The organism is Curtobacterium phoenicis, from assembly GCF_047238015.1.
GTDB lineage: Bacteria > Actinomycetota > Actinomycetes > Actinomycetales > Microbacteriaceae > Curtobacterium.
The window spans coordinates 317,056-334,442 of sequence record NZ_JBDFLZ010000002.1; the positions used below are offsets into that span (position 1 = coordinate 317,056).

Genomic DNA, 17,387 nt, shown 5'->3' on the forward strand with positions numbered 1-17,387 from the left:
CAGTGCAGTGTGCGGGTGTTCCGCGCGCAGGCAGGAGCTCTCTCGACATGACATCAGGATCTGACGACGCACAGAAGAACGAACCGTCCTACGGTGCAGACCAGATCCAGGTGCTGGAGGGCCTCGAAGCCGTCCGCAAGCGCCCGGGCATGTACATCGGCTCGACGGGTCCGCGCGGTCTCCACCACCTGGTCTACGAGATCGTCGACAACTCCGTCGACGAAGCCCTCGCCGGCTACTGCGACACGATCGGCATCACCATCCGTGAGGACGGGGGCATCCGCGTCGTCGACAACGGTCGTGGCATCCCGGTCAGCACGCACCCGACCGAGGGTGTCTCCACCCTCCAGGTCGTCCTGACCGTCCTCCACGCCGGCGGCAAGTTCGGCGGTGGCGGCTACGCGGTCTCCGGTGGTCTGCACGGCGTCGGCTCGTCCGTCGTCAACGCCCTCAGCACCGAACTCGACGTCGAGGTCGCGCGTGACGGGCACGTCTACCGGCAGAGCTACACCGACGGCGTTCCCGTCGCCCCGGTCGCCGAGGGCGAGGAGACCGACCGCACCGGAACGACCATCACCTTCTGGCCGAACGACCAGATCTTCGAGACGACCGAGTTCGACTACGAGACGCTGCGCACGCGGTTCCAGCAGACGGCGTTCCTCAACAAGGGCCTGAAGATCGAGCTCCGTGACGAGCGCACCCCGGACGAGGGCGAAGAGGCCCGGAAGGACACCTTCCACTACGAGCGCGGACTCATCGACTACGTCGAGTACCTCAACGCGCAGAAGAAGTCCGACAAGGTCCACGAGGACGTCATCTCGATCGAGGCCGAGGACAAGGAGCGTCAGATCGCGCTCGAGATCGCGATGCAGTGGAACACCTCTTACCAGGAGAGCGTCCACACCTTCGCGAACACGATCAACACGCACGAGGGCGGCACCCACGAAGAGGGCTTCCGCGCCGCGCTGACGTGGCTCGTCAACAAGTACGCGCGCGAGAACCGGATCATCAAGGAGAAGGACGACAACCTCACGGGTGACGACATCCGCGAAGGCCTGACCGCCGTCATCTCCATCAAGCTCGGCGAGCCGCAGTTCGAGGGCCAGACGAAGACCAAGCTCGGCAACACCGAGGCCAAGGGATTCGTGCAGAAGGTCGTCGGCACCGAGCTCGCCGACTGGTTCGACCGGAACCCCACGCAGGCGCGCGACGTCATCCGCAAGGCGATCCAGGCGTCCCAGGCCCGACTCGCCGCCCGCAAGGCGCGCGAGACCACCCGCCGCAAGGGGCTCCTCGAGTCGGGCGGGATGCCCGGCAAGCTCAAGGACTGCCAGTCGAAGGACCCGACGATCTCCGAGATCTTCATGGTCGAGGGTGACTCCGCCGGTGGTTCGGCCGTGCAGGGGCGCAACCCGCTCACGCAGGCGATCCTGCCGCTGCGGGGAAAGATCCTGAACGTCGAGAAGGCGCGGCTCGACCGCGCCCTCGCGAACCAGGAGATCCAGTCGATGATCACGGCGTTCGGCGCCGGCATCGGGGAGGACTTCGACCCGGAGAAGGCGCGGTACCACAAGATCGTGCTCATGGCCGACGCCGACGTCGACGGGCAGCACATCACGACGCTGCTCCTCACGCTGTTGTTCCGCTACATGCGGCCGCTCATCGAACGTGGCTACGTCTACCTCGCGCAGCCGCCGCTGTACCGCCTGAAGTGGTCGAACTCGGCGCACGAGTACGTGTTCTCGGACCGCGAGCGCGACGCCCTGCTGCAGGCCGGCCTCGCGTCCGGCAAGCGGATCCCGAAGGACAACGGCATCCAGCGCTACAAGGGTCTCGGCGAGATGGACTACAAGGAGCTCTGGGACACCACGATGAACCCGGACACCCGCACGCTCCTGCAGGTCACGCTCGAGGACGCCGCGGCCGTCGACAGCGTCTTCGCGACGCTGATGGGCGAGGACGTCGACGCGCGTCGCCAGTTCATCCAGCAGAACGCCAAGGACGTCAGGTTCCTCGACATCTGACCCCGGCCTGGAGGCGCGGTGCCAGCCGCGTCGACAGTCCCGACCCCCTGTGGTCGCGCCCGGCGCGACCGACGGAACCCCTGCCTCCAGGCAGTGCAGAAAGGTGACCAGGCCACATGGCTGACGAGAACGAGAACCACGACGAGCCCGAGGTCGTGCACGGCGACAGCGGGGACATCGTCGTCTCCGGCGACCGCATCTCGCAGGTCGACCTGCAGCTCGAGATGCAGCGGTCGTACCTCGACTACGCGATGTCGGTCATCGTCGGTCGCGCCCTGCCGGAGGTCCGTGACGGACTGAAGCCGGTGCACCGCCGCGTGATCTACGCGATGTACGACGGCGGCTACCGCCCGGACCGCGCGTTCTCGAAGTGCTCCCGTGTCGTCGGCGACGTCATGGGCCAGTTCCACCCGCACGGCGACTCGGCGATCTACGACGCGCTGGTCCGCCTCGTGCAGCCGTGGTCGCTCCGGTACCCGCTCGCGCTCGGTCAGGGCAACTTCGGCTCCGCCGGCAACGACGGCGCCGCGGCTCCGCGGTACACCGAGACCAAGATGGCCCCGCTCGCGCTCGAGATGGTGCGGGACATCGAGGAAGAGACCGTCGACTTCCAGGACAACTACGACGGCCGGACCCAGGAGCCCGCGATCCTGCCGTCGCGGTTCCCGAACCTGCTCGTCAACGGCTCGGTCGGCATCGCGGTCGGCATGGCGACGAACATCCCGCCGCACAACCTCCGCGAGGTCGCGGACGGCGCGAAGTGGGCGCTCGAGAACCCCGAGGCGACGCGTGAGGAGCTCCTGACCGCGCTCATGCAGCGGATCAAGGGACCCGACTTCCCGACCGGCGCCCAGATCCTCGGTACGAAGGGCATCCAGGACGCCTACCGGACCGGTCGTGGCTCGATCACGATGCGCGCCGTCGTGAACGTCGAGGAGATCCAGGGCCGCACGTGCCTCGTCGTCACGGAGCTGCCGTACCAGGTGAACCCGGACAACCTCGCGATCAAGATCGCCGAGGGCGTGAAGGACGGCAAGCTCGCCGGCATCGCCGACATCCGCGACGAGACGTCCGGCCGCACCGGTCAGCGCCTCGTCATCGTGCTCAAGCGCGACGCGGTGGCGAAGGTCGTCCTCAACAACCTCTACAAGCACACGCAGCTGCAGGAGAACTTCGGCGCGAACATGCTCGCGATCGTCGACGGCGTGCCCCGCACCCTCGCGCTCGACGGGTTCATCTCCGCCTGGGTCGACCACCAGATCGACGTCATCGTCCGCCGGACCCAGTACCGGCTCCGCGAGGCCGAGAAGCGCGCGCACATCCTCCGCGGCTACCTCAAGGCGCTCGACGCCCTCGACGAGGTCATCGCGCTCATCCGTCGCTCGCCCGACGCCGAAGAGGCCCGATCGGGCCTGATGGAGCTGCTCGACGTCGACGAGATCCAGGCCCGGGCGATCCTCGAGCTCCAGCTCCGTCGCCTCGCCGCCCTCGAGCGTCAGAAGATCCACGACGAGGCCGAGGAGCTCGAGCGCAAGATCGCCGACTTCAACGACATCCTCGTCAAGCCGGAGCGGCAGCGCGCCATCGTCATCGAGGAGCTCGACGAGATCGTCGCGCGCTTCGGGGACGACCGTCGCAGCGAGATCATGCTCGGGTTCGACGGCGACATGTCGATGGAAGACCTCATCCCCGAAGAGGAGATGGTCGTCACCATCACCCGCGGCGGCTACGTCAAGCGCACGCGCAGCGACAACTACCGGTCGCAGCACCGCGGCGGACGCGGCGTGAAGGGCGCCCAGCTCCGCGCCGACGACATCGTCGAGCACTTCTTCGTCACCACGACGCACCACTGGCTGCTGTTCCTGACCGACCAGGGCCGGGTCTACCGCGCCAAGGCGTACGAGCTCCAGGAGGGCGGCCGCGACGCCAAGGGCCAACACGTCGCGAACCTGCTCGCCATGCAGCCCGACGAGCAGATCCAGCAGGTGCTCGACATCCGTGACTACGAGGCCGCCCAGTACCTCGTGCTCGCCACGGCGCACGGACTCGTCAAGAAGACCGCGCTCACCGAGTACGACACGAACCGCAGCGGCGGCATCATCGCGATCAACCTCCGCGACGGGGACACCCTCGTCCAGGCGCTGCTCGTCGACGAGACCGACGACCTGCTCCTCGTGTCGAAGCACGGCATGTCGCTGCGCTTCACCGCCTCGAACGACGCACTGCGTCCGATGGGGCGGTCGACCTCGGGTGTGAAGGGCATGTCCTTCCGCGACGACGACTCGCTGCTCGCGGCGAGGGTCGTGTCGGACGACGGGTACGTCTGGGTGATGACCGAGGGTGGGTACGCGAAGCGCACCTCCGTCGACCAGTACCGCGTGCAGGGCCGCGGTGGTCTCGGCATCAAGGTGGCCAAGCTGGCCGCCGACCGAGGCGACCTTGTGGGGGCTCTCATCGTCGGTGAGGACGACGAAGTGCTCGTCGTGCTGCAATCGGGCAAGGTGGTAAGGTCTGCCGTGGCCGAGGTGCCCGCCAAGGGCCGCGACACGATGGGCGTCGTCTTCGCGAGGTTCGCGGACAACGACCGCATCATCGCAGTGGCCCGGAACAGTGAGCGGAACCTGGACGACCAGGACGACGCCGAGATCGAGCCCGCGGGCCCGGTGGAGACGGTCAGCCCGACCGAAGCAGCCGACGACCAGCCCGCCGACCGCGAGGCCGGAGAGGACCAGTCAAGCAATGAGTAGTGTCGCCGAGAAGCTCCAGAAGAAGGCGAAGCGGCCCGTCGGCACCCGGCAGGTCCGCCTGCGTCTGGTGTACGTCGACTTCTGGTCGATGGTGAAGCTCAGTTTCCTCATCGCCCTCGCCGGATCGATCGTGATCGTCGTGGCAACGGCGTTGGTCTGGGTCATCCTGAACCAGACGGGCGTGTTCACCCAGGTGGATGCCCTGCTGAAGGACGTCACCGGCCAGAACAACTACTCGATCATGGACCAGTTCTCGCTGGGCCAGGTGCTCGGGTTCTCGATCGTCGTGGGGATCCTCAACGTCGTCGTCGGCACCGTGCTCGGCGCGATCGTGAGCGTCCTCTACAACCTCAGTGTCCGGATCACCGGCGGACTGCTCGTCGGGTTCACGAACAACTGACACACCCGGGCCGGATGAGGCCGACGGCTCGATTTCGTTCTGCGAGATCGGTACGGTAGGCTCTCTTCTGGTCTGAGGGGCTATAGCTCAGGCGGTTAGAGCGCTTCGCTGATAACGAAGAGGTCCAAGGTTCAAGTCCTTGTAGCCCCACCATCTCCCTCCCGGTCCAGTACGCTGGACCTCCCGGGGCCTTAGCTCAGTTGGTAGAGCGCCTGCTTTGCAAGCAGGATGTCAGGAGTTCGATTCTCCTAGGCTCCACTCGCGGAAGCCCCTGGTCGCGACTCCGTCGCTTCCCAGGGGCTTCGTTCTGTGCCGACCCGCGCCGCCGCCCCTGCGGCGCGTCGTCACCGAGCTGATGTCTCCGGTTCGACGTGCACCGCACCGCCCGGCCGATGGTGCTCGTTCTTGATGCCGAAATTACGGCATCTCGGCCCGATTCGTGGCCGTCCTCGGAACCTCAGCGAACGTGACCGGCATGTCGTGGAACCTCGGCGGAGCCCATCGAACATCGGCATCGTGAGGACCGGGGACCCGCGGACGACGAAGGCCCCCGGCACGAGCCGGGGGCCTTCGTACGAACCGAGGAGGTCAGGCGGCGGGCTTCTCCGCCGTGTCGGCGTCGTCGGCGACCCACAGGTCGTCGTCGGCGCGGAGCGTCTGGTAGGCGGCGTAGGCGGCACCGGCGACGGCCACGACACCGACGACGATCAGCGCGACGCCCCCGAAGCCGAGGCCCTTCTTCTTGTGCGGCGCGTACTTCTCCGCGGTCTTCTTCGCCTTCTTGCCCTTCTTCTGGGCCTCCTTGACGATCTTCTTGACCCGCGGGTCGCTCGCGAGGTCCTTGACGCTCATCACGGAGCCGGCGGTCGCGACGAGGCCGGGCACGACCTCGGTCTGGAAGCGGTGCGAAGCGGTCTGGGCAGCGCTCTTCGTGGCGTGCACGCCCGTGGCGACTGCGGGACGGATCCCGTTGTCGATGGCGTTCTGCACACGAGGTGCGATGTCCTTGCGCGCGGCGTCGGCGGCGTTCGAGCGGGCCTCGGCCAGGATCGCGTTCGCGTGCTCGAGGACCTTGCGCTGCTCACCCAGGAGTGAGGCGGTCTTGCCCTTGAGCTTCTTGATCTGCTTCCTGCGCTTGCGCGGGATCTCGATCGTCATCTGGTACCTCCACAGGATCGGCGTGACCCCATCCTGCCACCGCGCCGCCTGACAGGTCACGGAGGCTTGCCTGTGCGTACCGTCTGTACGTCAGCAGTACATGCGAGAATCGGAACATGTCTCTGCACACCGCTGTCGCAACGATCCACACCAACAAGGGCGACATCCGCGTCAACCTGTTCGGCAACCACGCCCCCAAGACCGTCAAGAACTTCGTCGACCTCGCGACGGGCAAGCAGGAGTGGACCCACCCGGGCACGGGCAAGGTCTCGACCGACAAGCTCTACGACGGCGTCATCTTCCACCGCATCATCAAGGACTTCATGATCCAGGGCGGTGACCCGCTCGGTCAGGGCATCGGCGGCCCGGGCTACCGGTTCGACGACGAGATCCACCCGGAGCTCACCTTCCAGAACCCCTACATCTTCGCGATGGCCAACGCCGGCATCCAGGGCGGCCGCGGCACGAACGGTTCGCAGTTCTTCATCACCACCGTGGCGACGCCGTGGCTGCAGGGCAAGCACACCATCTTCGGTGAGGTCGCGGACGACGAGTCGCGCAAGGTCGTCGACGCGATCGAGGGCGTGGCGACCGATGGCCGGGACAAGCCGCTCGAGGACGTCGTCATCGAGAGCATCGACGTCGAGGACGTCTGAACCCGTTGACCGACCCCGCGTCCAACCCGAACACCTGCTACCGGCACCCTGATCGGCAGAGCTTCGTGCTCTGCCAACGGTGCGGCCGGACGATCTGCCCCGAGTGCCAGACCCCGGCGGCGGTCGGTGTGCACTGCCCCGAGTGTGTGCGTGAGCAGCGGGCGCAGTTCCAGGCGAACCGTCGGGCGTCCGGCGCTCCGAGTGGCCTGACGGTCGCCCGGCGTCGGTTCGCGATGCTCGACCAGAAGGCGACGCTCGTCATCGTCATCGTGTCCGTGGCGCTCTGGCTGTTGAACCAGGTCGCCGGCGGGTACGTGAACCTCTACCTGGCGTACGACACCCGGCTCCTCGGGAGCCAGCCCTGGCGGATCGTCACCGGGCTCTTCGTGCACTCGTCGTTCCTCCACATCCTCTTCAACATGTGGGCGGTGTGGATCTTCGGACGGATGCTCGAGAACATGCTCGGGACGTGGCGCTTCGTGGCGCTCTTCTTCCTGGCCGGACTGGGCGGTGACCTCGCGGTCACGCTCCTCAGCCCGCTGACGCCGGTCGTCGGTGCGTCCGGAGCGATCTTCGGGCTGTTCGCCGCCTTCTTCGTGATCCAGCGGAGCCTCGGGTACAACGCGGTGCAGCTGCTCGTCATCATGGGGCTGAACCTCATCGTCGGTTTCCTCCCGGGGACGAACATCTCGTGGCAGGCACACGTCGGTGGGATCGTGCTCGGGTTCATCACCGGGTTCGTGTTCTCCAAGACGCGCAACGTTCGGCAGCGTGGGCTGCAGATCGGCCTGCTCGTGGGTGAGGCCGTCGTGCTGCTCACGGGGATCGGCCTCGGCTACGCGGCACTCCTCGGGTAGGACGCGCGGCCAGTCCTCTGAACGCCCCGTCGCTCTGTGCGGCGGGGCGTTCGTCGTCCACGGCGGGCGCGTCGCATTCCACAGCATGGTGCCCAAGTTCTCCACAACTGTGGACAGATCGGTGAGTTACACGCGTGTGATTATCCCCACTGTGGATGCGCATGTGGATAACTCGGGGACGATTGTGTGGAGAGTGGTGTGGAAAGTGTGGACAGCTGCGCTTCGTCGGTGGAGAAATCGCCCACTGGCGTGAGCGTCGATCTGCAGCTTGTGGACAAACGACGACGCCTGTCGTACCGAGCGGTACGACGGGCGTCGAGGGATCTGGGGTGCGGTCAGCGCCACCGTGTGGTCATGAGGAAGCCGATGAACATGATCCCGAAGCCGATGAGGATGTTCCACGAGTCCAGCGACGGGACCGGCAGCGATCCCTGCGACACGTAGAAGACGATGACCCAGGCGAGTCCGAGGAGCATGAAGCCGAACATGACCGGCTTGAACCACACGGGGTTCGGGCTGTCCCCCGCGGTGTCGACCGAGTCGGCTCGGGTCTTCCGGGCGGGCTTGGTGCGGTCCTTGTCCTTGGCCATGGCCGGTATCCTACCGTCAACACAGGTGTGCAGGGGCTCGTTCCGACTGTGCACATCCCCCAGGAGTACGGTGAACCGCTCATGACCAAGATCCTCGTCGTCGACAACTACGACAGCTTCGTCTACACGCTGAACGGGTACGTCCAGCAGCTGGGCGCCGAGACGGACGTCGTCCGCAACGACTCGTTCTCCGAGGACGAGATCGCCGAGCGCATCGCCGACTACGACGGCGTGCTCCTCTCCCCTGGCCCCGGAACCCCCGCGGACGCCGGCGTCTCGATCCCCACCGTCCGCGCTGCGATCGCTGCGGACAAGCCGCTGCTGGGCGTGTGCCTCGGTCACCAGGCCATCGCCGAGGCCCTCGGCGCGACGGTGACCCACGCCGACGAGTTGATGCACGGCAAGACGTCGCAGGTCGACCACGACGACAGCACGCTCTTCGCGGGCGTCCCGCATCCGTTCACCGCGACGCGGTACCACTCCCTGGCGATCGTCGACGGCACCGTTCCCGACGAGCTCGTCGTCACTGCTCGAACGGGTGGCGGGGTGATCATGGGCGTCGAGCACCGGGATCACCCCGTGTACGGCGTGCAGTTCCACCCCGAGTCCGTCCTCACCGAGGGCGGGTACCGGATGGTGGGCAACTGGCTCCAGACGACCGGCCTGGACGGCGCAGCCGAGCGCGCCGCGGACCTCAACCCGCTCATCGCCGCGCACCGCCCCTGACGTTCCCGGCGCGGTCCGCCGCTCCGGCCGGTGCGCGCTCCGGACCCCAGGGCACGTCCGCGGACCGGCGTGCGCTCCAGGACGGCGCGCTCGCGCGCTTCCGGGCCGAGCGCCCGGAGAACGCCCTGCTCCGGACGGACGGCAGTACCGCCGACGCCGCGATCGTCGCTGCAGAACCGGAACCTCGACCGCCCCTGGAGACTCATGTCTCTGTGGGAGCGACGAGGCGCCAGCGCGCCGTGTTCTCGGGGCCCGACACGGGCCTCCTGGCCGCTTCGACGTCAGCCGTTGTTGCCCTGGCCGCCGTTGCCCTTGCCGTCGTTGCCCTTGCCGTCGTTGCCCTTGCCGCCCGAGGAGTCGCCGGGTGACGGCTGCTCGGTCTGCTGCGGCTGCGCCGAGCCGGCGCAGTAGGTCAGCGTGACGGTGCTGCCCTGTGCGATGTCACCGGCGGGCTGGTCCTGCTGGGTCACGAGGCCACCGGTGCAGGAGTACGAGGGGTTCTGCCCGACGGTGAGGCCGAGGTTCTGCAGGGTCTGGTTCGCGGCGGTGAACTGCTGGTTCGTGACGTCCGGCAGCTGCACCTTGCCGTTCGACACCGTGAGGTTCACGACCGTGCCCTTCGTGGCGGTCGCACCACTGCTCGGGTCGCTGCTCAGGACGGTGCCCTCCGGGACGGTCGACGAGTAGTCGGAGCTGACCGCCCCGACCTCGAGCCCGGCTGCCTGGAGCGCCTGTTGTGCGGCGTCCTGCGTCTGGTTGGCGAGGTTCGGGACGGTGACCTTGGCCGGACCGGTCGACACCACCACGTTCACCTTGTACTTGCGGGCGACCGTGTTGCCCGATCCCGGTTCGGTCCGGATGACGGAGCCGCTGTCGACGTCGTCCGAGGCCTCGGGCACCTTCACCGGGACGAGATCGTCCTTCTTCAGCCGCGACGCCGCCGAGTCCCACGTGGCCCCGACGACGTTCGGCACCGTGACCGAGGACGACACCGGAGCCTTGCCGGGCTGCAGGTTGGCGACGAAGAAGACCGTCGCGGCGATGATCGCGACGATGAGGACGATGCCGACCCAGATCCACGCCACCGGGGGCCGGTTCTGCGTGCGCTGCGGACGGTGCTCGGCAGTGTCGTCGTCGAGTTCGCGGAACGCCACCGCGGGGTTCGACGTGGTGCGCGGGTTGACCCCGAACAGCATCGTCGACGCGTCGTTCGCGTGCTGCTGCTGGAGCTTGCGCGTCGAGGAGGGGACCTGACCCGCGGCCGCCTGCTGCAGGTCCGTCCGGAACTCCGCCGCGCTCTGGAACCGGCGGGTGCGGTCCTTGACGAGTGCGTGGAGGGTCACCGCATCGAGCGCCGGGGAGACCGACGTCGCGATCGTGGACGGAGCGGCAGGCTGCTCGCTCACGTGCTGGTACGCCACGGCGACCGGGCTGTCGCCGATGAACGGCGGACGTCCGGTGAGCATCTCGAAGAGGACCACGCCGGTCGAGTAGAGGTCGGTGCGGGCGTCGACGGTCTCGCCGCGCGCCTGCTCCGGCGAGAAGTACGACGCCGTGCCGAGGATCGAGGTGGTCTGCGCGACCGTGGCGGAGGTGTCCGTGATGGCGCGGGCGATGCCGAAGTCCATCACCTTCACCTGGCCGGAGTGCGTGACCATGATGTTCGCCGGCTTGATGTCGCGGTGGACGACGCCGGCGCGGTGCGAGTACTCGAGCGCGGTGAGGATGCCCTCGGTGATGCGGACGGCCTCGGCCGGTGCGACCGGGCCGTCGGCGATGATGTCGGAGAGCGGGCGTCCCTCGACGTGCTCCATGACGATGTAGGGCACCTGGACCTCGGCGCCGGAGGTCTCCGTGACGGTCTCCTCGCCGGCGTCGTACACGCGCACGATCGTCGGGTGGGCCATCCGGGCGGCCGACTGGGCTTCCTGCCGGAAGCGCGTCCGGAACGCCGGGTCGTTGGCGAGGCTGGGCTTCAACAGCTTGACGGCCACCTTGCGCCCGAGCCGGGTGTCGTTGCCCAGGTGCACCGTGGCCATGCCACCACGACCGATGACGTCACCGATCTCGTAGCGGTCGGCGAGGAGCGTGATCCCCGCGGTCACACCTTCTGGCACGTACTCCTCCGTCTGTTCGTCCGGCCAAGTGTACGGCAGGACGACCTGGTGGGACGCTGGTGACGGGCGCTCGGACCGAACCGTTACGGAACGGTGTCGAGCCCCCGTCCGGGGGTCAGTCCTGCGCGCCCTGGCTCGGGTTCGTGCCGTCGCTCGGATCGGTGCCGTCGCCCGGGTCCGTCGTGTCACCGACCGTCCAGGTCGCCGTGGCGGCGTCGGAGCCGGGCGACTTGGCGAGGTTGTTGCCGCCGGCACCACAGGTGACCGAGTACTTGAACGTGACGGGCTCGTCAGCAGCGTCGGCCTGGATGTTCACGGCGGTCGAGGAGATCGTCCCGGACGTGGCGCCCGAGGAGTCCTTGCCCCCGGTGGCGTTCCACGTGTAGGTCGACACCGTGTACCCGGTCGGGCAGGTCGCCTCGGGCCAACTGAAGGTGACCGCGCCGGTGTCGGAGACGTCGCTGGCCGACGGGGTCGCGGGCTTCTCCACGCTCGGAGGCGTCGTGTACTGGCGAATCGTGACGGTCGTGCCGGCGGTCAGGCTGCCGGTCGGGTCGAGCGACTGCACCGTGTTCGCCTGGTTGGACCCGGTCGCGGCGTCGCCGTCCACGACGTTCGGGACCAGTCCGAGGTTCCGCAGCTCCGCCTCGACCTCGCTCGTGGAACGGCCGACGTAGTCCGACGAGTCGATGTCGATCCGTTGCACCTGGGTCGGCGTGGGCGTCGGGGTGCTCCGGGTCTGCGACGGCCGCGGGGCGGAGCTGGTCGACGCGGGCGTCTGCGGCTCCGCGTTGCCGTTCAGGGCCACCGCCGCGATCACACCACCGATCGCGAGCAGGACGACGATGCCGACGAGCCACCAGATCCAGGCGCGCTTCTTCTTCGGTTCCTCGTCCTGCGCGGTGGGCGACGGCGGGGTCCGGGGACCACCGACCGCTGCACCCGCCTGGGTGCCGAGGAGCGCGGTCGCCGCGTCGTCACCCTGCCGCTGCGGCGGGTTGAACGCGACGGTGCCGGCGTCGGCGAGCATCGGGACGGCGACCGTCGCCGCGGCCACGTCACCGCGCCGGAGCGCCTGCGCCGCGCGGGCCAGGTTCGCGGCGGTCGCCGGACGGTCAGCTGGCTTCTTGGCGATGCAGGACATCACGAGCGCGGAGACCGGCTCCGGCACGTCCGCCGGCAGGGCCGGGGGCTGCTCGTTGATGTGGGCCATCGCGATCGCGACCTGCGACTCGCCCGTGAAGGGGCGGCGGCCCGCGAGGCACTCGTACGCCACGATGCCGAGCGAGTAGATGTCCGTCGACGGCGACGCGGGGTGACCGCTCGCCTGCTCCGGCGAGAGGTACTGCACCGTCCCCATCACCTGGCCGGTCGCGGTCAGCGGGACCTGGTCGGCGATGCGTGCGATGCCGAAGTCGGTGATCTTGACGCGACCGTCGGGCGTGATGAGCAGGTTCCCGGGCTTGATGTCCCGGTGCACCAGGCCGACCGCGTGCGCGGCCTGCAGGGCGTTCGCGGTCTGGGCGACGATGTCGAGCACCTTGTCGACCGGGAGCGTGTGCTCCCGCTCGATCATGGTGGAGAGGGCCTCGCCCGGGACGAGCTCCATCACGAGGTACGCGCTGCCGTCTTCCTCGCCGTAGTCGAAGACGTTCGCGATGCCCTCGTGGTTGACGAGCGCCGCGTGCCGGGCCTCGGCGCGGAAGCGCTCGAGGAACCCGGGGTCGCCCAGGTACTCGTCCTTGAGGATCTTGAGCGCGACGGTGCGGCCGATGACCAGGTCGGTCGCCTGCCACACCTCACCCATGCCGCCGATCGCGACGCGGGACGAGAGCTGGTACCGCCCACCGAAGGTGAGCCCGCTGGTGGGTCTCATTTGTTCAGCACCGCCTCCATGACCTTCTTCGCGACCGGGGCCGCGACCGTGTTGCCGACCCCGGACTGCCCGAGACCGCCGCCGTTGCCGACGACGACGGCGACGGCGACCTCCGGGTCCTTCGCCGGAGCGAAGCCCGTGAACCAGAGCGTGTAGGGGTCGCCGGTCCCGCCCTCGGCGGTCCCGGTCTTGCCCGCGACGTCCACCCCGGGGATCTTGGCGTTCGTCCCGGTCCCCGCGTTGACGACGCTCTGCATCGCCTCGGTGAGGTCACCGGCCTCCGACGAGGACAGCGGGCTGCTGAATTCCTTCGGGGAGAACGACTCGACCGTCTTGAGGTCACTCGTCGTGATCGAGTCGATCAGCGTCGGCTGCATCACCGTACCGCCGTTCGCGATGCCCGCCGACACCATCGCCATCTGCAACGGGGTCACTCGGACGCTCGCCTGCCCGAACGCGCTGAGCATGAGCTGGGCGGTGTCGTCGCTGACGTCGGGGTACTGGCTCGCGGTGGCCTTCATCGGGACCTCGATCTGGTCGCCGAACCCGTACTTGTCCGCCATGCTCTTGATCGCGTCGTACCCGAGCTTCTGCCCGAGCTCCGCGAAGGGGATGTTGCAGGAGTACTGGATCGCGGTGCGGAGCTTGACCTTGTCGCCACCGCCGCAGCTGCCACCCTCGGCGTTGTTGATGTACGTGCTCGTCCCGGGGAGCTGCAGCCGCGACGGGTTCGGGAACGTCGAGTCGAGCGTGTACTTGCCGCCCTCGAGCGCCGCCGACGCGACGATGAGCTTGAAGACCGAACCGGGCGTGTACAGGTCACCGGCGATGGCGCGGTTCTTGAGCGGCTGTCCGGCCGCCTGCTCGAGTGCCTTGTACTCGGCGACGACCTCAGCGGTGTCGTGCGAGGTCAGGACGTTCGGGTCGTACGACTCCTTCGACACCATCGCCAGGATCTTGCCGGTCTTCGGCTGGATCGCCACCACGGCCCCGGTGTTCGAACCCAGGGCGTCGTACGCGGCCTTCTGCACGTCCGGGTCGATCGTCAGGTTGACGTTGTCCCCCTGGACGTCCTGGCCGGTGAGGATCGCGTTGAGGTTCTGGAAGAAGGAGGCGTCCGAGTTGCCGGAGAGCACGCCGTTCTCGGCGCTCTCGATGCCGGCGTTGCCCTGCCCGATCGTGAAGTACCCGGTGACGGCCGAGTACAGGTCGCCGTTGGTGTACTTCCGCTGGTACTGGTACTGGTCGTTCGACGGCGAGGACTCCGCGATCGGGCTGCCGTCGACGAGGATGGCGCCGCGCTTCGTGGAGTAGCTCGCGAGGATCGTCCGGGAGTTGCGGGGATCTGCCCGGAGCTGTTCCGCCGAGAAGAACTGGATCGACGTCGTCGACACGAAGAGCGCGACGAACATCAGCACGATGACGGTGGAGACACCGCGGAGTTGTCGGTTCACCGGGCACGCTCCTTCCTGGTCGCCCCTCGTCCGCGAGCAGCCGGGATCGACCCCTGCTGCACGCGCTGTTCGGCCGGGATCGAGTCGGTCAGCCGCAGCAGCATCGCCGCGATGATCCAGTTCGCGATCAGCGATGAACCGCCGGCGGCCATGAACGGCGTCGTGAGGCCCGTCACGGGGATCACCCGCGTGATCCCGCCGACGACGACGAACACCTGCAGGGCGATGGTGAAGCCGAACCCGACGCCGAGGAGCTTGCCGAAGTCGTCCTGCGCCATGAACCCGACGCGGATGCCACGCGAGGCGAAGATGATGAACAGGGCCAGGATCGCGAAGACGCCGATGAGCCCGAGTTCCTCACCGAGGGACGCGATGATGTAGTCGGCGTTGGCGACCGGGGTGATGTACGGGCGTCCCTGCCCGAGTCCGGTTCCGGTGATGCCACCGTTCGCGAAGCCGAACAGGCCCTGGACGAGCTGGTAACTGGCCTGGGTGTCGGCGTTGTAGATCGCGTTGTCGAAGGGGTTGAGCCACTGTTCGAACCGGCCGTGCACGTACACGAGGACGGACTGCGCCACGAGCGCACCGCCGACGAACAGCACGAGCCCGATGAGCACCCAGCTGAGCCGCGCGGTGGCGACGTAGATCATCACGAGGAACAGCCCGAAGTAGAGCAGCGCGGTGCCGAGGTCGCGCTGGAAGACGAGGACGCTCATCGCCGCAGCCCAGATGATGAGGATCGGGCCCAGGTCGCGCGCTCGCGGGAGGGTCATGCCGAGGACCTTGCGGCCGACGATCGACAGTGAGTCGCGCGCCGTGACGAGGTAGCCCGCGAAGAAGAGCGCCATCGTGATCTTCGCGAGCTCGCCGGGCTGGAACGAGAACGGCCCGAGGCGGATCCACACGCGCGCCCCGCCGGGTGCGTACCCGATCACGGGCAGCATCGGCAGGAGCAGCAGCACGATGGTCAGCAGCATGAAGATGTAGCGGTAGCGCTGCAGGAACCGGTGGTTGCGGACCACGAAGAGCACGATGATCGCCACGGCCATCGCCAGGATCGTCCAGACGATCTGCTTGACGCCGATCGCCGCCCAGCCCGTCAGGCCGTTGTGGACGTCGATGCGGTAGATCTCCGCGATGCCGATGCCGTTGAGTGCGAGGGCCACCGGCAGGATGAACGGGTCGGCGTTCTTCGCGACGATCCGCAGCACGACGTGCATGATCAACGCGAGACCGAGGATGGTGGCGCCGATCCAGAGCACGGACGTGTCGAAGAGCCGCCCCTTCGTGCCGAGCTGCACGAGCACCATCGCGCCCGCGCAGATGCCGCACGCGATGACCAGCAGCACGAGCTCGAGGTTCCGGGCCCGCGCCGGTTCGCGCAGCTTGATCGTGATCGCCTGCGTGAAGGACTGGGCGGTCGCGTTGCTCATCGCTTCTTCCCGGGGGTGGGTGACGGCGACGGCGAACCGGTCGCGGACGGCGACGCCGACGGCGACGAACCGCCCGTCCCCGCCTGGTCCTGCCCGGTCTCGGCGGCCTTCCGCAGTCGGTCGACGATGTCGCGGGCGTCGGACAGCGACTGCGCGTTGATGGTCGACCGGACGTTCTCCCGCGTGTACTCGGGCAGCCCGCTCACGCTGATGTCGGTGTCCTCGTAGACGTCCGAGAGCGCGATCGGTCCGATCGACTGCTGGACGCCCTTGTAGATCGCCACCGTCCCGCGGTCGGAGCCGACGTAGTAGTGGTCCTGCGTGATGCGCCACCCGAGGAACACGGCGCCGACGAGGGCCGCGATCGCGACGACGAGCGCGATGCTCCACGCGACGCGCCGCCGGACGCGGCGACGGCGGTCCTCCGCGATGAGTTCGGCGAAGAACTGGTCCGACTCGGGTTCGAAGTGGGAGTCCTCCGGGGCCGTGGTGACCTTGAGCGGGTGCAGCAGGATGGTGGGGAGGCGGATCGGCTTGCGGCCGGTCGACGCCTCGAACGTCAGCGGCGCTGCCGCGGAGCCGACCGTCGTGGCGGCGTCGTCCTCGTCGACGACGTCGGCGTCCGTGACGTCCATCACGACGACGGTCACGTTGTCCGGGGCGCCGTGGTCCAGCGTCTCCTTGACCAGGCGCTGGGTGGCCTGGTTCGCGTCCATGTTCGACGCGAGCGCGTGCCGGATCCGCTCTTCCGCCAGGTAGGAGGACAGGCCGTCGGAGCAGAGCAGCCACCGGTCGCCCGGTTGGATGTCCATGACCGCGGTGTCGACCTCGGGCGCCGCGTCGACGTCGCCGAGCACGCGCATGAGCACCGAGCGCCGCGGGTGGACCGCCGCTTCTTCCGGGGTGATGCGCCCGCTGTCGACGAGGCGCTGCACGAACGTGTGGTCGGACGTGATCTGCTGGAGCTCGCCGTCGCGGAACCGGTAGATGCGGGAGTCGCCGATGTGCGCGATCGCGATCTGGTCGCCGACCCGGATGAGCGCGGACACCGTGGTGCCCATGCCGGTGAGCTCCTGGTGCTCGAAGACCGTCTCGGTGATGAGCTGGTTCGCCGCGATGAGCGCCGACTGCAGGGCGAACTCGGCGTCGTGGGCCGACGGGAACTCACGGTCGACCTCGCGGATGCGGCGGATCGCGATCGCCGATGCGACGTCACCGCCGGCGTGGCCACCCATGCCGTCCGCCACCGCGAACAGGTGCGCCCCGGCGTAGCCGGAGTCCTGGTTGTTCGCGCGGATGCGCCCCACGTGGGACACAGCGGCGCTCAGCGTCCGTGCCGTCATCCGCGC

General features: G+C 68.2%; 13 protein-coding genes and 2 tRNA genes. 8 read left to right on the forward strand and 7 right to left on the reverse strand.

The genetic code is table 11. The annotated features are described in order from the left end of the window. The first annotated feature begins 47 nt into the window (after nt 1–47). The 5 genes from gyrB to ABC270_RS01670 all read left to right on the forward strand — a co-directional run bounded on the left by gyrB (nt 48) and on the right by ABC270_RS01670 (nt 5,429). Nucleotides 48–2,024, forward strand: a complete 1,977-nt coding sequence (gyrB, locus tag ABC270_RS01650) for a DNA topoisomerase (ATP-hydrolyzing) subunit B (protein ID WP_412879189.1) — start codon at nt 48–50, stop codon at nt 2,022–2,024. Nucleotides 2,025–2,140: 116 nt separating this feature from the next. Next, complete coding sequence (gene gyrA / locus ABC270_RS01655) at nt 2,141–4,771, forward strand: DNA gyrase subunit A (RefSeq protein WP_412879190.1); 2,631 nt, start codon at nt 2,141–2,143, stop codon at nt 4,769–4,771. Then, the gene (locus ABC270_RS01660) at nt 4,764–5,171 is read left to right on the forward strand and encodes a DUF3566 domain-containing protein (protein ID WP_022904049.1); all 408 of its coding nucleotides are present in this window, start codon (nt 4,764–4,766) and stop codon (nt 5,169–5,171) included. The genes gyrA and ABC270_RS01660 overlap by 8 nt, the downstream gene beginning before the upstream one ends. A 76-nt stretch (nt 5,172–5,247) precedes the next feature. Next, nucleotides 5,248–5,324 (forward strand) — tRNA-Ile (locus ABC270_RS01665). Nucleotides 5,325–5,356: 32 nt separating this feature from the next. Next, nucleotides 5,357–5,429 (forward strand) — tRNA-Ala (locus tag ABC270_RS01670). Between the two features lie 330 nt (nt 5,430–5,759). Here ABC270_RS01670 and ABC270_RS01675 read toward each other — a convergent pair. Beyond that, entirely contained in the window at nt 5,760–6,329 is a 570-nt protein-coding gene (locus ABC270_RS01675) for a hypothetical protein (RefSeq protein WP_412879191.1), read from the reverse strand. Nucleotides 6,330–6,445: 116 nt separating this feature from the next. On the opposite strand from ABC270_RS01675, the gene ABC270_RS01680 reads away from it, so the two are divergent. Both ABC270_RS01680 and ABC270_RS01685 read left to right on the forward strand, forming a co-directional pair. Continuing rightward, nucleotides 6,446–6,985 carry a peptidylprolyl isomerase gene (locus ABC270_RS01680; protein WP_412879192.1) on the forward strand — a complete coding sequence of 180 codons (540 nt, stop codon included), beginning with the start codon at nt 6,446–6,448 and terminating at the stop codon, nt 6,983–6,985. Between the two features lie 146 nt (nt 6,986–7,131). After that, nucleotides 7,132–7,842 (forward strand): rhomboid family intramembrane serine protease, encoded by a 711-nt coding sequence (locus ABC270_RS01685; RefSeq protein WP_412879193.1) that lies wholly within the window; start codon nt 7,132–7,134, stop codon nt 7,840–7,842. 335 nt (nt 7,843–8,177) lie between these two features. On the opposite strand, the gene ABC270_RS01690 is transcribed toward ABC270_RS01685, so the two are convergent. After that, the gene (locus tag ABC270_RS01690) at nt 8,178–8,432 is read right to left on the reverse strand and encodes a cell division protein CrgA (RefSeq protein WP_412879194.1); all 255 of its coding nucleotides are present in this window, start codon (nt 8,430–8,432) and stop codon (nt 8,178–8,180) included. Between the two features lie 81 nt (nt 8,433–8,513). Between ABC270_RS01690 and ABC270_RS01695 the strand changes: the two genes are divergently transcribed. Continuing rightward, nucleotides 8,514–9,158: an anthranilate synthase component II gene (locus ABC270_RS01695; RefSeq protein ID WP_412879195.1), complete on the forward strand. Its 645-nt coding sequence runs from the start codon at nt 8,514–8,516 to the stop codon at nt 9,156–9,158. Nucleotides 9,159–9,439: 281 nt separating this feature from the next. Here the strand turns inward: ABC270_RS01695 and pknB are convergent, their stop codons facing one another. From pknB to ABC270_RS01720, 5 genes are all read right to left on the reverse strand, one after another. Continuing rightward, entirely contained in the window at nt 9,440–11,275 is a 1,836-nt protein-coding gene (gene pknB / locus ABC270_RS01700) for a Stk1 family PASTA domain-containing Ser/Thr kinase (RefSeq protein ID WP_412879196.1), read from the reverse strand. 115 nt (nt 11,276–11,390) lie between these two features. After that, nucleotides 11,391–13,151 (reverse strand): protein kinase domain-containing protein, encoded by a 1,761-nt coding sequence (locus ABC270_RS01705; RefSeq protein WP_412879197.1) that lies wholly within the window; start codon nt 13,149–13,151, stop codon nt 11,391–11,393. Further along, nucleotides 13,148–14,605, reverse strand: a complete 1,458-nt coding sequence (locus tag ABC270_RS01710; protein WP_412879198.1) for a peptidoglycan D,D-transpeptidase FtsI family protein — start codon at nt 14,603–14,605, stop codon at nt 13,148–13,150. The genes ABC270_RS01705 and ABC270_RS01710 overlap by 4 nt, the downstream gene beginning before the upstream one ends. Then, the gene (locus tag ABC270_RS01715) at nt 14,602–16,038 is read right to left on the reverse strand and encodes an FtsW/RodA/SpoVE family cell cycle protein (protein WP_412879199.1); all 1,437 of its coding nucleotides are present in this window, start codon (nt 16,036–16,038) and stop codon (nt 14,602–14,604) included. The genes ABC270_RS01710 and ABC270_RS01715 overlap by 4 nt, the downstream gene beginning before the upstream one ends. Beyond that, a complete protein-coding gene (locus tag ABC270_RS01720) occupies nt 16,035–17,381 on the reverse strand; it encodes a Stp1/IreP family PP2C-type Ser/Thr phosphatase (protein ID WP_412879200.1) in 1,347 nt (448 codons plus the stop codon). Before ABC270_RS01720 ends, ABC270_RS01715 begins: the two co-directional genes overlap by 4 nt. Between the last annotated feature and the right edge of the window lie 6 nt (nt 17,382–17,387).

What these genes read in the sequence shown, in the direction of transcription:
- ABC270_RS01715 (WP_412879199.1), bottom strand. Translation starts at nt 16,038, where the DNA reads ATGAGCAACGCGACCGCCCAGTCCTTCACGCAGGCGATCACGATCAAG.
- ABC270_RS01695 (WP_412879195.1), top strand. Translation starts at nt 8,514, where the DNA reads ATGACCAAGATCCTCGTCGTCGACAACTACGACAGCTTCGTCTACACG.
- ABC270_RS01660 (WP_022904049.1), top strand. Translation starts at nt 4,764, where the DNA reads ATGAGTAGTGTCGCCGAGAAGCTCCAGAAGAAGGCGAAGCGGCCCGTC.
- ABC270_RS01705 (WP_412879197.1), bottom strand. Translation starts at nt 13,151, where the DNA reads ATGAGACCCACCAGCGGGCTCACCTTCGGTGGGCGGTACCAGCTCTCG.
- ABC270_RS01720 (WP_412879200.1), bottom strand. Translation starts at nt 17,381, where the DNA reads ATGACGGCACGGACGCTGAGCGCCGCTGTGTCCCACGTGGGGCGCATC.
- gyrB (WP_412879189.1), top strand. Translation starts at nt 48, where the DNA reads ATGACATCAGGATCTGACGACGCACAGAAGAACGAACCGTCCTACGGT.
- ABC270_RS01675 (WP_412879191.1), bottom strand. Translation starts at nt 6,329, where the DNA reads ATGACGATCGAGATCCCGCGCAAGCGCAGGAAGCAGATCAAGAAGCTC.
- gyrA (WP_412879190.1), top strand. Translation starts at nt 2,141, where the DNA reads ATGGCTGACGAGAACGAGAACCACGACGAGCCCGAGGTCGTGCACGGC.
- ABC270_RS01690 (WP_412879194.1), bottom strand. Translation starts at nt 8,432, where the DNA reads ATGGCCAAGGACAAGGACCGCACCAAGCCCGCCCGGAAGACCCGAGCC.
- ABC270_RS01680 (WP_412879192.1), top strand. Translation starts at nt 6,446, where the DNA reads ATGTCTCTGCACACCGCTGTCGCAACGATCCACACCAACAAGGGCGAC.